The 16,547-nt window shown below is 63.1% G+C and carries 17 protein-coding genes and 2 pseudogenes; 9 read left to right on the top strand and 10 right to left on the bottom strand.

Features of this window, described 5'->3' with window-relative positions; translation table 11 throughout:
* Both HLH48_RS23875 and HLH48_RS21525 read left to right on the top strand, forming a co-directional pair.
* Positions 1–126 (top strand): annotated as a pseudogene (locus tag HLH48_RS23875) (IS21 family transposase); the annotation flags it as partial.
* Positions 127–162: 36 nt separating this feature from the next.
* Entirely contained in the window at positions 163–387 is a 225-nt protein-coding gene (locus HLH48_RS21525; RefSeq protein ID WP_182999521.1) for a hypothetical protein, read from the top strand.
* Here HLH48_RS21525 and HLH48_RS21520 read toward each other — a convergent pair.
* The 4 genes from HLH48_RS21520 to HLH48_RS21505 are packed head-to-tail and all read right to left on the bottom strand — an operon-like array spanning position 351 to position 3,049.
* Complete coding sequence (locus tag HLH48_RS21520; protein WP_182999520.1) at positions 351–1,127, bottom strand: segregation and condensation protein A; 777 nt, start codon at positions 1,125–1,127, stop codon at positions 351–353. The genes HLH48_RS21525 and HLH48_RS21520 overlap by 37 nt on opposite strands.
* Positions 1,117–1,665 (bottom strand): hypothetical protein, encoded by a 549-nt coding sequence (locus tag HLH48_RS21515; RefSeq protein ID WP_182999519.1) that lies wholly within the window; start codon positions 1,663–1,665, stop codon positions 1,117–1,119. The genes HLH48_RS21520 and HLH48_RS21515 overlap by 11 nt, the downstream gene beginning before the upstream one ends.
* Entirely contained in the window at positions 1,662–2,348 is a 687-nt protein-coding gene (locus HLH48_RS21510) for a site-specific integrase (protein WP_182999518.1), read from the bottom strand. The genes HLH48_RS21515 and HLH48_RS21510 overlap by 4 nt, the downstream gene beginning before the upstream one ends.
* On the bottom strand, positions 2,345–3,049 hold the full coding sequence (locus tag HLH48_RS21505) for a TraB/GumN family protein (protein ID WP_182999517.1): 705 nt from the start codon (positions 3,047–3,049) through the stop codon (positions 2,345–2,347). The genes HLH48_RS21510 and HLH48_RS21505 overlap by 4 nt, the downstream gene beginning before the upstream one ends.
* Before the next feature lie 1,437 nt (positions 3,050–4,486).
* On the opposite strand from HLH48_RS21505, the gene HLH48_RS21500 reads away from it, so the two are divergent.
* Positions 4,487–4,681, top strand: coding sequence for a hypothetical protein (locus HLH48_RS21500; RefSeq protein ID WP_182999516.1), 195 nt, complete (start codon positions 4,487–4,489; stop codon positions 4,679–4,681).
* 138 nt (positions 4,682–4,819) lie between these two features.
* Here HLH48_RS21500 and HLH48_RS21495 read toward each other — a convergent pair whose 3' ends face one another.
* Together HLH48_RS21495 and HLH48_RS21490 are read right to left on the bottom strand one after the other, a co-directional pair.
* The gene (locus HLH48_RS21495; RefSeq protein WP_182999515.1) at positions 4,820–5,371 is read right to left on the bottom strand and encodes a hypothetical protein; all 552 of its coding nucleotides are present in this window, start codon (positions 5,369–5,371) and stop codon (positions 4,820–4,822) included.
* The gene (locus HLH48_RS21490; protein WP_182999514.1) at positions 5,355–6,425 is read right to left on the bottom strand and encodes a pesticin C-terminus-like muramidase; all 1,071 of its coding nucleotides are present in this window, start codon (positions 6,423–6,425) and stop codon (positions 5,355–5,357) included. Before HLH48_RS21490 ends, HLH48_RS21495 begins: the two co-directional genes overlap by 17 nt.
* 285 nt (positions 6,426–6,710) lie before the next feature.
* Here HLH48_RS21490 and HLH48_RS21485 point away from each other — a divergent pair, with 285 nt between their 5' ends.
* Positions 6,711–6,923: a hypothetical protein gene (locus tag HLH48_RS21485; protein ID WP_182999513.1), complete on the top strand. Its 213-nt coding sequence runs from the start codon at positions 6,711–6,713 to the stop codon at positions 6,921–6,923.
* Between the two features lie 38 nt (positions 6,924–6,961).
* Here the strand turns inward: HLH48_RS21485 and HLH48_RS23420 are convergent, their stop codons facing one another.
* The 4 genes and pseudogenes from HLH48_RS23420 to HLH48_RS21470 all read right to left on the bottom strand — a co-directional run bounded on the left by HLH48_RS23420 (position 6,962) and on the right by HLH48_RS21470 (position 10,567).
* Complete coding sequence (locus tag HLH48_RS23420; RefSeq protein WP_246387666.1) at positions 6,962–7,369, bottom strand: hypothetical protein; 408 nt, start codon at positions 7,367–7,369, stop codon at positions 6,962–6,964.
* A 219-nt stretch (positions 7,370–7,588) separates the two neighbouring features.
* Positions 7,589–8,026 (bottom strand): annotated as a pseudogene (locus tag HLH48_RS23870) (TniQ family protein); the annotation flags it as partial.
* Positions 7,959–8,894 carry a TniB family NTP-binding protein gene (locus HLH48_RS21475; protein ID WP_220795260.1) on the bottom strand — a complete coding sequence of 312 codons (936 nt, stop codon included), beginning with the start codon at positions 8,892–8,894 and terminating at the stop codon, positions 7,959–7,961. The pseudogene HLH48_RS23870 and the gene HLH48_RS21475, both read right to left, overlap by 68 nt.
* Positions 8,894–10,567, bottom strand: coding sequence for a Mu transposase C-terminal domain-containing protein (locus tag HLH48_RS21470; protein WP_182999511.1), 1,674 nt, complete (start codon positions 10,565–10,567; stop codon positions 8,894–8,896). The genes HLH48_RS21475 and HLH48_RS21470 overlap by 1 nt, the downstream gene beginning before the upstream one ends.
* A gap of 301 nt (positions 10,568–10,868) precedes the next feature.
* Here HLH48_RS21470 and HLH48_RS21465 point away from each other — a divergent pair, with 301 nt between their 5' ends.
* The 5 genes from HLH48_RS21465 to HLH48_RS21445 all read left to right on the top strand — a co-directional run bounded on the left by HLH48_RS21465 (position 10,869) and on the right by HLH48_RS21445 (position 15,713).
* On the top strand, positions 10,869–11,351 hold the full coding sequence (locus tag HLH48_RS21465) for a hypothetical protein (RefSeq protein ID WP_182999510.1): 483 nt from the start codon (positions 10,869–10,871) through the stop codon (positions 11,349–11,351).
* 232 nt (positions 11,352–11,583) lie between these two features.
* Entirely contained in the window at positions 11,584–12,249 is a 666-nt protein-coding gene (locus HLH48_RS21460; RefSeq protein WP_182999509.1) for a hypothetical protein, read from the top strand.
* Between the two features lie 5 nt (positions 12,250–12,254).
* The gene (locus HLH48_RS21455; protein ID WP_220795259.1) at positions 12,255–12,857 is read left to right on the top strand and encodes a hypothetical protein; all 603 of its coding nucleotides are present in this window, start codon (positions 12,255–12,257) and stop codon (positions 12,855–12,857) included.
* Positions 12,858–12,913: 56 nt separating this feature from the next.
* Positions 12,914–14,350: a site-specific integrase gene (locus tag HLH48_RS21450; RefSeq protein WP_182999508.1), complete on the top strand. Its 1,437-nt coding sequence runs from the start codon at positions 12,914–12,916 to the stop codon at positions 14,348–14,350.
* A gap of 436 nt (positions 14,351–14,786) precedes the next feature.
* On the top strand, positions 14,787–15,713 hold the full coding sequence (locus HLH48_RS21445) for a replication protein RepA (RefSeq protein ID WP_182999507.1): 927 nt from the start codon (positions 14,787–14,789) through the stop codon (positions 15,711–15,713).
* Positions 15,714–16,547 lie beyond the last annotated feature (834 nt).

Here is a 16,547-nt window from a genome sequence, read left to right as displayed (position 1 = left end):
GCCAAGACAAAGGGCAAGGTCGAGCGGCCGTTCCGGTATATCCGGCAGGATTTCTTCCTCGGGCAGAGTTTTCGTGACCTTGATGAACTCAATGCCCGCTTCGACGACTGGCGGCGCTCCATCGCCAAGACCAGCCCGCGTCTCAAGACGATGGTCTGACCGATGTCTCGGGCGGCGGACGGTCCGGTATGGCTTCAACCGTCTCTGGCGCTGACGGTGCGGCCGCGCCTGGCGCCCGACGCGCCGCCGCTCGCCCGGACCCTGAACACTCAGGACGGGCACCTTGTCCGTGACGACGCCGATGCCATCGTCTCCGCAGAGCTGACGATCCGCGAGCAGTCTCGGGGCAGTCATGAACACGACAGTGCTTCGCCGACCAGGACCTGATCGAGGTCCAGTTCGCCGATACGCGCCAGTTCCAGGGCCGCGACGAAGGTGCCGGCAAGCGCCGCCCGGCGGCGCACTGTTAAATCCGGCCCGTCGGGCAACACCGGCAGGAATTGCGCCCAGCCCTGGGTAACGGCGCCGGTCGTCAGCACGCCGCGGATCCGCGCCAGGGCATCGCTGATGGTCCACAGACCGAGCGGCTGAAGCCGCAGCGCCGCCGGCGCGTTCCCAGAAAGGTCATGTTCCAGCACGGTCAGGCAGGCCGCCATCAGTTCGAAATAGCTACTCGCCGGCCGGCTCGCGACAGCGGACGACCCGCCCGCAGTGGTGCCGGCAAAGACGTCGCGCCCGAGTTGCGGCCGGCGCGCCAGCCAATCGGCGGCCGCCCGCATCCGCAGCAGCTCCTCAAGCTGGCCGACGGTGCGGCGCGCCTCCTGTTCGGCATCCTCACGCTCCGCGCTTGCTCCGAAGATCAGCCGTGAGCGCAGGAGCACCAGCCGCGCTGCCCAGGTCACCCAGTCGGCCCGCCGCTCCAACGGCACCGTGTGCTGGGCAGCGGCCAGGCCGGCGACGAACTGGGCGGCGAGGTCGGCCACCGACATCACCCCAAGATCGATGCGTTGGCGCTCGGCGAGTTCGAGCAGCAGATCGAGCGGCCCGTCATAGCCGGCCAGATGCAGCTCGGGCATCCCGGGTGAGCGGGCTGGCCGCTCCCAGTCCGCGTCCGACTCAGGCGCCATCGCGGGCCGGCTGCATCGCCAATTCCAGCGCCGGCCAATCGGAGCGGATCCGCTGCAACGCCCGCCACGGCGTCCAGTCGGCGGAGACGAAACCGATCTCCAGCCGCGCACTATGGCGCCGCCGGCGATCGGCGCGCTCGGCCACGGTCACCTGACGCAACGGCCAGGTGGTGCCCCAGTGCTCCCACAGCCAGCGGCGGGCGGTCGGCGCATCCTCGCCCAGCTGCAGGATACGCTCCGGCACCGGCACCAGCCGATGGAGGTCGAACGGGCAACCGGTCTGTGCCCGGGCGCGCAGTGCCCGGGCTTCGCCGGCCTGGCGCAGCAGCCGGGCCAGGGTGCGCGCCGCCGGTCCCTCCTGCGCCATCGGTGCCAGCAGCCGGGTTTCTTCATAATCCCAGTCGATCAGCCACGGAATCAGGCCGGGGCCGCGGGCGGCAGCACGAAAACGTGCCACCTCCTCCCCTGGGCCGCTGATGGTCAGCCGGGTAGCAATCCAGTCCGGCATCGCCAGGGCCAGGATCTCGGCCTCGCTCACCCGGCCCCCGCTTTGGCGCGGCGCAGCAGCCGCCGCACCATGTCGGCCGACAGCCGATCGCCCAGGCGGTCGGCACGGGAGATGCTGGTGAACAGGGCTCCGAAACGGCGTTGTCCGCGCCGGCGCCATAGCTCGACCGCCTCGACCGCGCATGCGGACTCGCCCGGCCGGCGCGCCAGCTCTCGTACCGCCGGCATAGTGGTGAAGGGCGCGGAGGTGGTCACCCGCAGGTCGCCGCCGGCCAGCGGTTCGAGATGCTCGACATCGAGCGCCGCCAGCGCCGCGCCAGTGAAGCGTTCCGCCGCCAGCAGCAGCAGCGCGCGGTCTCGACTGCCGCGCAGGCTGTGGTCGTAGCCGGCTGCCGCCCGCCGCAAGGCGGCGGCCGGATCGGGCGGCCGCGCCTTGACCCGGCCGCGAGCGATGGCGCGAACGATACGCTCGTCGCGCGCCCACAGGAAACCGGCAGCACGCTGCTGACCGGCGAGGGCGGCGCAATCCACCCGCAGGCTGGCCTGACTGCGGCCGCCCCGGGCCCGCGCTTGCAGCCATGCCGCTGCCGCCGCCGGATCGACCGGCAGTGGCGCCAGATCGCGCGCTGCGCACCAGGCGACAAAGGCCGACCAACTGGTGGTGTAGGTGGCGCGGGTCGCTGCGTTCATCGATGCCAGGCCCTGCGCCGTCATTGCAGATCTTCGAACGTGACGGGGTGGCCGGGAGCGAATTCCGGAAGCGCAGCCGGCACCACGGTGAAGCCCGCTGCGCGCAGCAGCGCAATCAGGCCTCCCTCGCCACCGAAATGCCCCGCGCCGGCAAGCACCACCGCCCGACCGCGCCGCAACTCCCGCACCAGCACGGGCAACCAGTCGCGATTGCGCTCCACGACCAACGCCTGATGGGCGGCTTCCGCCAAAGCCACCGAGACACCTGCTATATGGTACCCCGCGAGTTGGTCGAAGGCGCCCCGGTTCACCAAGCCGAGAAACCCGGGGTCTTCCTCAGCCGCCGGATGACCGGCCAGGATAGACGCGATGACTGCGCGCCAGAACGCCGGCGGCACGGCGCGCTCTGCCCGTGCCTTGCCGTATGGCGTGTCGAGCCACACGGTCGGCAGATGATGGGCAGCGGCGACGAGATGCAGGACGTCATCCCGCGCCGGCGCGTCAGCGCGGGCGCACGGCGTCTCGAGGATCCAGTCCGCCATTTCGGGCTTCGGTATCGCCATCGCGACTTGCGCGGTCAATTGCGGATCGGCAAACGGGTCATGACGGAAATCGGACAATTGGCGACTGCGGCTCTCCGAGCGTGACAGACAGCCGGCGTGGGCCAGCAACGCCGACCGAAGCCGCCCCAGATCGAGACCGGCCGCCCACGCGGCGATCAGCATCGGTGCGCCACTCACGATAGTCGGCCGCGGCTGCATGACCCGGTCAGCGGGATCCGTCTCTTCGCTGGTCCCGGGCGCCAATCCCTCGGCCAGCAGAACCCGGGCCCCCCGAAGCACTGACGGACTGACCAGCGGTACCCCGGGAAGCGGCGCATGCACCCCTGGCACCACCACACTGACCGCCCCGTTTGGGGCAGTCACCCGCAGGCCGGCGACGGCACCGAACGCAGAAGGGGCAGCCGCGACAGCCGCTACCAGTAGCGACATGACCCGAAGCGCCGGACTCCACGACCGCGGCGCCGTGGCGCGTCCCCAACCAGCCGCCAATAGAGAGGGGCCGCCCCGGGGCTCCGCCACCGCTGTCGCCCGCAGCCTGGGGCGCCGAGCACCGCAGCCGTGCTCCGATGCGTCAGCCGGGGAGATCAACACGAGTCCTCGGTGTCTTCGACACGCTCTGGCCCGCCGGCAATCTGGCTTTTTGAGAAAGCGATCGCCGACGCAATCGGCACAAATCCGGGCTTCGCCATGGTGCCGGGGAAAGATTTCAGCCGCCATCCTGCTCCTCATTCCCGGCGCGCCTGCCGGTGCACCGAAGGTAGGACAGGGGAAACAGTATGGCAATTATTCGCTTATCCATACTGATTCGTGCTTAAGACGTGGTCCGCCGGGATAGTGCGATGAATGGCTTGAGCTTCCGCCGCCTCCACCGCACCCCCTCCCCCCATTCTTCGCGCATTGTATGTCCGATAATCGTTCTTATCGGACATAGGTTGCGCGGCCTGGATACCCCTGGTACGGTGTCGAAATCCAGCAATTGATGAGAAACCGCGCTCTACGGCGATCCAGTCGCCGCGAAAATCCACTTAATGGTGATCAGCGCGCAGCCATTAATGAGAAAAGTGCACTTAATTCTGATACGGCCCAGGCGGCGCGGCCGTGAGGCACTCCCTCCAAGACCTCTGCACAGGCCAAGCCAGGCCATGAAACTGGCGGCATTCAATGCCTCTCGTTTCGCTGCTTGCCCGGAGGGAGACCATAGGACTGGCTCCGCGCCTTACAACCGATCCGCCAACAGGCGTGCCGAGAGCAAAAGCGTCCGCGCCACCATCCACCGCAACGGCGGCGCCGGCTGGATCCAGGTCCCGGTAGTAAGCAGACCCTGAACCACCGCCGCCAGCGACCAGAGCGTACTGACACCGCGCCACCTGCGCAGCGGGCGGTCCCCCTTCATTCCGCAAGCCAAATCTCGCTCAAGGGCGACAAGATAGGTTCGCCCCACCGCATCGAGGCGGAATCCCCAAGGCCGCTCAGCGCTCGCCTCATCTTCCCACAGATTCAGCGCTTCGTCCCGCAGCAGCCCGGTCCGCACCGGTCGATTGCCCGATCCGCGGCCGCCTTGACCTTGAGGCCCCCGAGCTTGCCCTGCAGGAACTTTCCGTGGTCCGTTTTGATCCGCCCCTGCCGTTGGACCTTGCCGGGATCGAACCGCCCGACGGTCGCTACACGGCAAACCGGCCGATCGTCGGCGCCCTGCTCCACGCCTCCACCGGCTACATGATCGGCGACATCCCGGCCGGCCAGGAACTGATCGACCTCGACGTCAACCAAGGCGAGCCCCGCTTCGCCACATAGCTACGCCATCGCCCATCCGCCGGCTCGAAACGCTGACCGTTGAAGGGATACCACTGGCACCCGTCGGCAGCCCGCGCCGAGAACGTCGTCGTCTATCGGGCGGACATAGGGGTGAGCGGACACATAATCCAGTGCCAGTTAATCAACATTGTAAACGGAGACCGACATTTTAACAGGAACGATGTCACTCCGCTTTAGGTCCTGACTTACCAGATTTTTTATGTCCGCCTCAGAAAGAGGCGCTTCTTTTTTCCTATAAATCAGAAGTTTATATTCTGGATTCTTCCAATCTTCTGACGAATCGGCTGGCACATACATAAAAGCGCTATCGATTCTGTTATTTGTGTCGAATGAAACACCAGCACGAAAGTCGCACTCATGGTAATGACATGCAAGGAACACGCTGTCACCGTTTAAGTCTATCCTGTCGCGCGGCACACCACCGAGATTGCCGATCAAGACCTCGTGCACGGTGTAAGTGTGACCCCGAAACTTATAAAGTCCATGCCCGACAAAGTCGGATATCACCTTAGAAAGTCTTGGCGAAATCAAGACATTTACATTGTCACATGCCTTTACGTTGCCCAAACTACATATACTCTTCCCGCAGGCTCCGCTCGATGTCGCGAGAACCCCAGCCAACAGTAAGAGTGATACTTTACCGAGACCCATGCTATAATCCTTTCGCATGCATCTCTCCTGCCGCAATATCATTACTTATGAAGCTCGCCTCCTCGCCTCGACGCGTTAAGTCACCTGGTGGAGGATGAGCCCCCGGCAAATAGAAGTTGTTAAGATCAGAAACTGCCTTTTGCCAATCGAGTTTCCCAACATCTCCCCAGAACGTTGGAGCACTCGCTGTCGAAGGATATTGATAATAGATACTTACCAGCGCAGTTTTCGTTCCGAGGCTAAGGTCAGCGAAATCGCGCCCGGAAATCCCGTTAAAGAATGAGGCCACTTTGGAGACTTGCTTCGTAATAAAGGCAGTATCCAGCTGAGAAAGCTCGGCATCGCTGAGCGTCAGGGGATGCTGCTGGACATATTTATCCGCCTCGTCACCTTGCATCCCGAAATACGGAGCTAGTTTGTCTATTGTGGATTGGTCCACGCCCGCCGCCTGTAAGGACTCTCTCGACTGCTGCCCCAGGTCGATTCCTACGCCTATCGTTGCTCCGGAATGCTCAAGAACCTTGTTATTTCCGTCTTTCGGAAGATAGACATGATCGATTTTACCTTCTTTCCTTTCAATGAAAGAAGTATCGACGTTGTATTTGTTCTCATTTCTTATTATGTGGGCAATCGCTACCAGTTGTTCCGGAACGCTCTCCGGGCCCTTCGTGCGGTCCGTAAGTTGATTCACATAAGCGGGCGTTGGCGCCTTGCCCGTCACACGGTGATATTCGACGAGAATGACAGCGTGCACGCGCTCGACTGTTGTATGTGGTCCGGGCGGCATCGAAGTTGCACCGGTTCCCCCTCCACTACCACTGCTTCCGGGATCACCATATACGGTGATTTCTTCAGCCTCGGTGGCGGCGGACATCAGTTGAGCGGCAAATAACGTCGACTCGGCCACCGTCGACGCATTAGATGACGACGTTCTTTGCGAGACTTTTTCATCTCCTTTATTTTTCAAATATGTTTCTTTATCTTTCTTATTTTCAATATATTTATCATTGTCATCGATTATGCTGTCCCGCAGATGTGCGCCTTGCGGTAGATTCCGAGTAATTACTCTCACGAGAGCATTCTCCCACTACATTTTTAATAGTAACAAAAGGCCACTAAATGTAACAGCGGTCAAGTGCACGGCACCAGGACGGAGCGAGATGAGCCCGGGCAGGCGAGCGCCGGGCGCGGCCGCAATCCCAAGTGGCTTGCCAACCGAACCCGTAAACCAACGTCAGGATGAAGGCCCCGGCCGGAGGCGCCGTGCCTCGGGGAAGGATTCTCGGAGCCGCGAGCACTGCGCCACTGGTTGCGCGGCACCACGCCCGCCGATGCTGAGCGACAGCACGACGACAGAGTGCCGCCGGCACCGGTCGGCCAGCCTGCCGCCAGCGTCGCCCAGTGGTTCGCCCTCGCCTCCGGCCAGGCGGTACCGAACAATGACGGCAGCCCGGGCACCGCCCGCAAGGCGATGGAGGCCTTCGTCCAGCGCGGCAAGGCCGACAACACCCGCCACACGTGCCGCAGTGCCGTGCGCGCGTGGTGTCAGCGGGGGCCCTCCCTGCCCTAATGGTGATAATCGCGCCGCCATTGATGAGAAAAGTGCACTTAATTCTGATACGGCCCAGGCGGCGCGGCAGTGAGGGACCCACCCCAGGACCTCTGTCCGGGCTCAAGCCAGGCCATGAAACTGGCGGCATTCAGCGCCTCTCGTTTCGCTGCATGCCCGGAGGGAGACCATAGGACTGGCGGCTCCGCGCCATGCAATGGATCCGCCAACAGGCGCGCCGCGAGCAAAAGCGTTCCTGCCGCCATGCGAACCGGCAGCATCGCTGGCGTATAGACAAAATTGTCCAGCCAATTTGACCGCGCCACCATCCAGCGCAACGGCGGGGCCGGCTGAATCCAGGTCCGGGTAGTAATCAGCACCAGCAGCACCAGATCCTCGACCACCGCCGCCAGCGACCGCACCGCGCTGACACCGCGCCATCTGCGCAGCGGGCGGTACCCCCTCATTCCGCGGGCCCAATCTCGTTCAAGGGCGACAAGATGGGTTCGCTCCACCGCATCGAGGCGGAGCCCCCAGGGCAGTTCAGCTCTCACCCCCTCTCCCCACAGATTCACCGCTTCGTCCCGCTGCCGGCAAATCGCCCGGAGCCGACCCGCCCGCGGCACAAACAGACAGCCGAGGTCGGTCCTGCGGCAGCGCGGACAGACCGCCTCCAACAGCCTGCCGTGCCGCCGGCAAACCGCTGCCCAGCCCATGCGCCAGCAGCGCTGCGTCCACGCCTCCCCGTCGCGCATCAGGCCCTCGCGCAGGCAGATCCGGCACCATGCACGCTCTGCCCGTTCCCACAGGCGCGACGCCGGGGGGCCACAGCGCAGACGGGTGATGCGCGCCGCAGGAAAGCCGATCACCCCGGCAAGAACGCTGACGGTACGTCTGTCCCTTTCCCAGTCCAGGTCATGTGCGCTTACGCCAGAACAACCGAAAGAGCTCAACAGCTGCGTCGTGGTCAGATCACTCCTCGCCCCCAGCCGCTCCAACCAAGACGAGCACGCCTCGCCGGCAAACGGACGGGGAACCAAGGGCAGCACCGCACGATTACCCGGGCCTGACGCGTACGGTCCGACGCGCAACGGAGAGTGGCGGTAATCCGGGGTCGACACCATCCCACACCTCGTCGCGTTCAAATGCAGAGAGATCGAGATGCTCCTGACCCGAACGGATCGCGGCAATTGCCGCCCGCTCGATCACTTTGCATACGCCAAGGGTGATTCCCCCTGTGCGTCCCAGCAGCAGTTTGGTAAGCCGACGGCCATTGACCCGCGATGGCGCCCGCAACGGCAAGCTCCAGATCAACTGTGTCACGAAACGGGTGAATGGCTCGCCCTCCTGCCAATCTGGCAATTCAAGGTGCATAAAGCGGCTGCGCAGTTGGTCGTCGGACATCAACGCATGGCGCGTTTCCGGTACCCCAACCCCAACCAAGGCGACCCGCAATTCGTTTGAAAGCCAGCGCAGCAGTTGCAGGAAGCAGCGCTGCTGACGCGCCGTACCCGCCAAAACGGAGTTCAATTCGTCGATGACGATGACTTTGACGCCGACCTCGCTCAACAGTCGCAGGATCGTCGCCTCGCGAGGCATGATCGCCTCGCAGCTGTCTGCCGACGGCACGCCGATCGCCCGCAGCAACTGCGTGAAGAACCGCGGAGCCGTGGGATCATGTGGCATCAGCATCACCACCACGGGATGCAAGCGAACAATCCCCGGCTCCCCGAGATCGAGCGTGACCTGACGGGCGAACTTGCGAATGAGCATGGTCTTGCCCATGCCGCTCCGCCCGAGCAGGAGCAAATTCTCCATCCGATCCGAGCGCGGCTGGACGTAGAGCTCCTCCAGCCGCCACAGAACACGTGCAGCATGCGGATAATCGATCCAACGTTTGGCGCGAATGTGGGCGATCCTGTCTTCATCGCCCAAGGCCGCGACGGCGCACACATCGGCCGGGAGATGGGACCAAAGTTTGGTATCGACCATCACCAGATCTCCACCCCACTGTTCGCTCCTGGCGGCGGCAGCGGGATATCTGCATCGTCGCCGTCCCCCACCTCGTCGCGGCAACCAAACACCGACGGTCGATCGCCTGCGTTCTCGGGGTGTGCAAGCCTCCGTCTCACAGCCATCCGCCTGGCTCGGCGGGTTTTATTCTGCGCTTCGTCCAGCGCGGCACGCTGCGCCTGGATTGTCGCAAAAATAGCGAATTCGTTAACGACACGCTGGCCTTCCGCCCGCAGACGCCGCACCGCTTCCCGATGTTCCCACAACGTAATCGGCCCCCGACGCAAATCAGCATAGGGCACCCGAACATGATCCCCTCCGGGCAGTTCCACGAAGACGGCAGACAGATCACGAGGGTCATACTTGACACGCAGGCGACCAGGCGCCTGATCTAACAGGTGGGCGAGTGTGCCATCCTGGTACTGGATGTTGAACAATCTAACCCCGTCACGCCGCACCAAACGCTCTTCATACGGGAGGAAATCGAGCACCAGACCATGCTCGTCGAATGGCCGTCGCTTTGGTCCGGACTCGGTTCCCTTGGTCCAGAGTACAATCGGGGGCACGCCGATTCCCCGATGCACCTCATGATGGTATGAGCCAAGGATTTCCAGGCCCAGGATGCGCTCAAACTCGCGGAACGACAGGCACGCCCGCGCCTCCGAAGCGTAGTCGCCTTTCGCGCCGACGTTCGAAAACGTCGTTCCCGGCAGCGCCTGGACCCGCTTCATCAAGGTGCCCATCAGCCGTTCGATGTGGCCACCGTAACGGGGGGTCCCGGGGGGACGATAAACAATCTCGACCCCGTGCTGCGCGCAGCCGCGTTCGAATGCCCGGCTGTGGAATTCCGCTCCATTATCCACATGAATGCATGAGGGCAGTCCCTCGGCCGGCCACTCAACCGTGATCGATCGCTCTGCCAGCCATCTTCCCTTCGGCAGCACCGCGTGTGCCAGCGCAAGTGCCACAGACGTCGCCCCGGGCGCCTCCAGAGACAACAGGAAGCCCATCACCATCCGAGTGTAAACATCGAGCACCAGCGTCAGCCACGGTCGCCCGATGCTGGCCCGCGTGACGTCGTCAACCAGCATCAGATCAACCTTAGTGTGGTCAATCTGGACGATCTCCAGCGGTCGCGTCGTCTCCAGACGACCGGAAACCGGACGAAAGACCTGGCCTGCAGCTTTGCTCCCCTCCCGGCGCGTCATCGCCTTTTTGCCATCATACGCCACGACCCGTGCCCGCAAGGTGTTGAGGCATGGCGGCTTGCGATCGATCGCCAGGCACGCCTGGCGCAAATGCCGGTAAGCTTTTTTCAGCGTAGGCTTCTCCCGGCGCAGATACTCCTTCTCGATCGCTTCCTCGATTAATCGCTCAACGACGGGGGCAACCCGCGCGCTACCGCGGCGGGGGCCTCGCGTTTGACACAGCAACGCGGAACTTTGCATCTCAGAGCGAAATTTGCGAAGCAACCGATAGGTTTGTGGAATACTGAGACCCAGACGCGCCGCTGCTGAGGCCACCGCCGCCGCCGAGCGTTCCTGGCTTTCAGCGAGAGGACGCAATACCTCGCTGCGCCGAACGGCTTCCTGCCAGGCCGCATCCTGCGAGGTGTGACTGGATGGAATGCATGTTCTGCTGGACGGCTTCATTGTTCAGCATCCCCGGCGCCGACAAGACACCGTTCTGCACGGTCGGAACGCGTCCACGTCGATCCCCTCTCTATAGCCCGGCTTCGACAGACTGGACGCAGAAGCCAGCAAAAAGTTCGGCGTGACGACATAACGGCTCGCCTGCGACGCCCGCCCCTGGCGCATTCCGGGACTGGGAAAGCGTGACCTGCCTTTCAGATCGAGAGAATCAGCATGCAGGTAAAAAACGACAATTTGTCTCTTGTGTGACGACAAATTGTCGCACTATCTTCGTCCGCTCCCTGGCAGCGAGGCATTGACGATGGACCAGAACACGAACGCATTCGAAGCAGATCCCAGCCAGCACCGAATGAGCCGTCTCATGCATGAAATGCATCTAACGACAGCCGATTTGAGCAAGCTCATGCGCAATTTCGGCGACACGCGGGACTACTCAACGATCATGCGCAGCATCCAGAGAATGCTTTCAGGCGAGGTGAAAGTCTCGGGGGAGATGATGGTTATCCTCCATATGCTTCTGGCCCAGCATTTGCGTCTAAAACAGCATTATCCGAACGTTATGTGGGAGAAAACGCCAGATGGCCGCCACCTCACTGAAGTCGCTGGTTACCGAATCACCCTGGTCCCAGAACGCAATAAATGGAAAATCGTCTGCATACCGCCCGGCGACCAGCACGCCCTGACTTTTGGGAGATCGGCCGCCTCCCTTACGGAAGCAAAAGATCGTTGCCTATCCTACATGGAGACCGCAGAGGGACAGGCCGCCTCTATGGCGTGGCTATAATCCACTCCAATCTGATGCATTAAGCGTTTCGTCCCTTATCGACTTTCGGTACGAAATAGCGTTCTGGACACCTCTCTCCCAAAAAACAGCCGACTTCTTTCTCAAAAACAAATGGCCATTTCTCCGAATAAAATGACCTTATCAAAACAAATGGATTCCCAAATTATTGAAATGTATAGCGAACCGCTATCATTTATTTATGATTTCGACACCGGCAGGCTCGGAGGGTTCGATGGCGTCAGGGTGGCTTCCGCTCAATCTTCAGGGGCTCGTCTACGAATGCGCCATCGACGTGTTGGTCACCAGCGCCAGGGCCGCCCTGGACGCCATGCGGGCCAGCAGCGCGGCCAACACCGCAGCGCTCGAGGCCCATCGCGCTTCCGGCGTGTTCGAAGGGGAGCGTGACGAGCATGGCATGGCGATCTGCGATCGCGCCGAGCTGCACGAGCAGGAAATCGCCTACATCGCGGAAATGGCCAACGAGTTACGCAAGGCTTTTGTCGTCGCCGCCTACCATCATTGGGAGGTCTCCGTACTCGCTTGGGCACGCCGGGAAACGCCGCACGATGCGAACCTCCGGAATCACGCCCAGTCGGTGGCCAAGGCCATCGAGGTCGGCTATCCACCCGACGCCGAACTCCGCCAGGTGAGCTGCCTGGCCAATCTGATCAAGCATGACAGTGACTCCGCACGTCGGGCTCTCAAAAAGGCAGCGCCCAAGCTTTACGAGACCATGTTCGAAAACGTCACCGCCCGTCCCCGTTGGGCCTCGGCGGTCGAGATCTCGGACGCCACCCTGGACTGGGTGTTTGAGGTGGTGCGTAAATCCGGGCCCGGGGGCCATACCCTGCCCCCGCCACCACCGGGCGCGCCGGCGTCGGCACCGTCGGCCACCTAGGACCCATGTCCGCTCCCATCTCCCCTGCCCCGCCGGTCCGGGCTGACCTGCGGCGCGCGGACGCCGCGAATCGGCGCAGCTGGGAACGCTCGGTGCTGCGCGAACGCATCGTCGAACATGTCCTAGTCGGCGAGATCCTGCGCACCCTGTGGCGCTGGGGGGTCACCGATGTCGAAGTGCTGCGCAGCGAGTTCGACGGCTTCGGCTACGACCTGGTGCTGAGCCGGGCCGGCAAGGTCAGCTTTATCCAGTTCAAGACCGGCAGCCGGGCCCGGCCGGGTGCGGTGCCGATCGCCCTCTCGCTGGCCGCCAAGCCCGGCGGCTGCGTGCTGTGGATCGCCGTCACCGAGCAGCTGGAGCTTGGCCCCTTCTGGTGGTTCGGCGGCGCGCCGGGCGCGCCGCTGCCGCCGATCGCGGCCTACCCGGTGCCACGGCGCCAGGGCAGACGGACCGACGGCCACCGCCCGCCGCGCAGCAATTATCGTGAGGTTCCGGCCGCCGCCTTTCGCCGACTGGCGACGATCGACGCCGTCGTCGAGGCCCTGTTCGGCCCGATCGAGCGCCAGGGGCCGCCGCAGGTTCCCGACGCACCCGCCGATGTCTCCTGACGGCCGCCCGCGCGCCGGCCCGGCGATGCCCCAGCCCTCTTTTCCCAGGCTCCCCCATGCTCTCTGACGTCCGCTGCCTGACCAATCCCGACTGGGTGTTCGAGGAACTGCCGCGCCATGTCGATCGCCTGAGCCGCGAGCGGCTGGCCGGCGCCGGCCGCGACCAGGACAGCCTGCGCCGCATCCTCTCCACCGCCCGCTTCCCGGCCGGGATTCCCCTGCATCTGGCGCCGCAGGATCCCGACGGCCCGGAGCTGCGGCCGAACCGGCCGCTGGCCGACGGGTTGACCCTCTATCTCGAAGCCCGGGCGCTGGCCGCCGAGCGCCTCGGCCGCCCGGCGGACGATGCCGCGCTGCAGATCGGTCTCGAACTCGGCCCGGAGCCGGTGTTCGTCGCCTGGCTCGCTCATGGCGCCCGCCCGCTCCAGGCGGACGAGGCCGCCCCCCCGCCCCTCGCCCAGCCGGCCGCCGCGGTGCGCCGCTGGTTCGAGGCCACGGTCAGCCAGGCGGTGCCGGACGCCGATGACCGGCTGGAGACCGCCCGCGCCGCCGCCCGCGCCTATGCCCAGCGGGCGGCCGCCCCCAACACCCTGCGCGCCTACCGCGCCAGCATCCGCGCCTGGTGCGCCTGGAGCGAGCGCCACGCCCTGCCCTGCCTGCCGGCACGGGGCCCGGACATCGCCGCCTTCCTCGCCGCCGAGCGGGGCCGCGGCCTGTCGCCGACCACCCTCGATCTGCGCCGGGCCGCCATAACCTACCTGCATCGCCTCGCCGACTGTCCGGTGCCGACCCAGGACAGCGCCGTCGCCGCCACCCAGGCCGGGATTCGCCGCGACGCCGCCGCCCACGGCCATTCCGCCAAGCCGAAGCGCGCCGCCGCCCTCGACGTGCTGCAGGCGCTGCTGGCGGAGATTGATCTCGCCACCCTCGCCGGGGCGCGCGACCGCGCCCTGCTGGTGATCGGCTTCGTCGGCGCCATGCGCCGCAGCGAGCTGGCGGCGATCCGTGTCGAGCATGTGACCCAGGAGGCGCGCGGCCTCACCATCCGCCTGCCGCTGTCCAAGGGGGATCGCCAGGGTGCCGGCGTCGATATCGCCCTCCCCTCTACCGGCCGCTCCCTGTGCCCAGTCCGGGCCTATCTCGCCTGGATCGAACGCGCCGGCATCAGCGAAGGGCCGGTGTTTCGCCGGGTGTTCGTCCCACCCAAGCGGCGCTTCGCCCTGACCCGCGGTGAACCGGTGATCGGTTCTGAAGCTCTCTCGGACCGTTCGGTGGCCCGCGTGGTGCAGCACTATGCCGCCAGGGCGGGCTTCGATCCGTCCGAGTTCGGCGGCCACAGCCTCAAGCGCGGCGCCCTCACCACCGGCATGCAGAACCAGGTGCATCCCTCCCAGCTCAAGCGCCTGGGCCGCCACAAATCCTACGCCCCGCTCGACCATTATCTCGAGCATGGGGATGCCTTCGCCGAACATCCATTGCGAGATCTGGTCTGATGCTATGCCCATCCAATGAGCTTGAGACGACGAAACACATCCGCAGGCCACTCCATTTGGCCGGTGATGCAACGTTGCATCAGTCCACGTCATCTTCGGTGACGAGCGTCCTCAGCCAAGCTGACGAACAATTCCGACCCCGTTGGACTTAACTCACGGCGCTCCCGACAGGAGATCGACGGCTAGGTCCGAGGCTGAGTCTTCACGGAACGAATCGGCGGCAGGAATTCCAGCGGCATGTGGATAAGTGTCAGTTGCTCACAGCAGCCGACTGGACTCTTCTCTCGCCATAGGCTTGGACGGTCCTACCGCGAATCGCGCTTATCCACTGGACTCAACTCCCACAGCAAATAATATAAACAAATAATCTTTCAAATAGCTTCCGTGAGAACAGTCCAAATTGACACAGCCATCCTTTCTATGAGGAAACAGCGTTATGGGTGAAGTTCATCAATTGCTCATGAAGCATGGCCTAGCGGAAGTTCGTCGTTCCCTTTCGGGAGACGATAAGAACGCCCGGCTGTGCATCGAAGCGGCTCACGCGGTTCTCTCCGACGAGCACTCTCAAATTGGTATCGCCCACGCTGGCTTCGCAATGGCCGCCCTCCCTCATCGCCGCATCCAGGAGACTGTTTGGGAACGAGACGGCGGGCCGATTAAGCTTCTCGTTGAGAGTGGCCTTGATAGTTCTCGCAACCCGATAGGCGTACCATACGGCGCAATTGCCCGTATGATCCTCCTGTATCTCCAGACACAGGCCGTAAAGACACGAAGCCGCGACGTTGAATTGGGAAATTCGATGAACGCTTGGCTCACGGCAATGAATATATCGGTGGGCGGAAAGACCTACCAAGTAGTCCGGGAACAGGCTCGTCGGATCAGCCGATGCCGGCTCACTTTTTTCAATCGAACGGCCGACCACGAATACGTCAGCAATGGTGCGTTCGTACGGGATGCAATTTTTCCGATCGAACACTCCGCCAGTGCTCAAGGTCGATTGTGGCAAGAGGTCGTACGACTGGACGAATCATTTTATCAATCGTTGCTCGATCATCCTCTACCGCTTCGCGATGTCGCCGTCGCCCAAATCTCGAACCGCTCGATGGCAATCGACATCTACATTTGGCTCGCATACCGCCTGCATGCGTTGGACCGACCGATTAACGTCACTTGGGCGGCTCTGCGGGCCCAGTTTGGGCCTGGCTACAAGGAACTGCGGTTTTTTCGTCGGGACATGTTGCCTTCATTGAAGCTCGCTCTCTCTGTCTATCCTGAAGCTCAGGTAGTCGTCGACGAGTCCAAGGGACTTACGCTTCATCCTTCGGCTCCGCCGATCCCGGAACGACGGATTGCCGCGCGTTAGATCTGTCAATTACACCGTTGGACTTTGCTCACGCTGAGCTTGTTCGCAGCTCCTAATTTCTTCCGAAATGTGACCCGCGGCGTGGTTGAGCGCTTGGACTTTGCTCACGGAAGACAAGTCGCGCTTGAATCTGCACAGCCATCCAGAGTGCCCGTAGACCGCGAAAATCCTAGCCAAACGGCTTGGATTAATCTCACCACCTCCGTGATTGCGCAGCAAAATTTCCAATTCGTTTGAGGCGCCCTATGACGCGGTTCCAGCCCCTATCGGGAGCTTGGACGTTACTCACGGCATCTCTCATCTGACACCGTTTCGTCGATAGCAAAGGTTTGGACTCACCTCACGCGCAGAAGCGAAAGCATCCCGCTGCGCACGTCTTGGGTTCATGGAGCGTGGGCATGGATCTGATTCGACAGGGTCGTCTCAACCCGAAATCCTGCTGTTGCCCCATGAAGCATGCTGAGGCCACACTCCCCCATTCCAAGGCGGGCTTTTAATTACTTTTGTTCGCAGCTCTTTGCCGGAGTTCGACGAAGCCACATGTGTGATCAGGGTCTGGATTTCCAGTCCACAACGAGCGCACTTCTTGCGCTACTGCGTCGCGACGCATCGGACAGGCCATGCCAAGACATTCTCCGGCTAACTGTCGATCGGTTAGAAATCCCACCTGCCTCAGGTCATCAATATTAGAAGTCTCGGGCAAACGCCCTGTGCGCCGTTCGAGTAAGCACCCGGCGAGTGACGCCTTGCTGAATTTTTCTGGTCTGGGTCAGCTATGAGGCATGAGCGACACAAGAGATCAGAATGGTACACTACCTGCGAGCCTCGCAGGTA

The sequence above is a fragment of the Gluconacetobacter sacchari genome (assembly GCF_014174255.1).
Classification (GTDB): domain Bacteria; phylum Pseudomonadota; class Alphaproteobacteria; order Acetobacterales; family Acetobacteraceae; genus Gluconacetobacter; species Gluconacetobacter sacchari.
This window is presented reverse-complemented; position numbering and strand designations above follow the sequence as displayed.